The 335-nt window shown below is 69.3% G+C and carries 1 protein-coding gene; it reads right to left on the reverse strand.

Translation table 11 applies throughout. The features are described from left to right. On the reverse strand, positions 1-335 hold a 335-nt coding region (locus PHA29_RS10520; protein WP_270849587.1), incomplete at both ends, for a transposase.

Raw genomic sequence — 335 nt, forward strand, 5'->3', positions numbered from 1 at the left:
CCTCCCGTCGGGGAACGTACCGACCACGCGGGTGCGCCTGCGGATCTCCCGGTTCAGGCGCTCGATGGCGTTGTTGGTGCGTATGCGGCGCCAGTGCTCGCGGGGGAACCTGGTGTAGGTCAGCGTCTCCGCGCAGCCGTCCCTGACCACCCTGGCGGCCTCCTTGAGTTTCATGCCGTCGAGCTCGGCGGCCACCTCCAGCGCCTTGGCCTCGGAGGCCTCGCGGGACTCCATGGCGTGGATCGCCTTGAGCATTGCGGCGACCCTGGGGCGCTTCGACTTGGGCACCCTCGCGAGGACGTTCCGGTAGAAGTGCACGGTGCAGCGCTGGTAGG

The sequence above is a fragment of the Candidatus Collinsella stercoripullorum genome (genome assembly GCF_027669965.1).
GTDB classification, from domain to species: Bacteria; Actinomycetota; Coriobacteriia; order Coriobacteriales; family Coriobacteriaceae; genus Collinsella; species Collinsella stercoripullorum.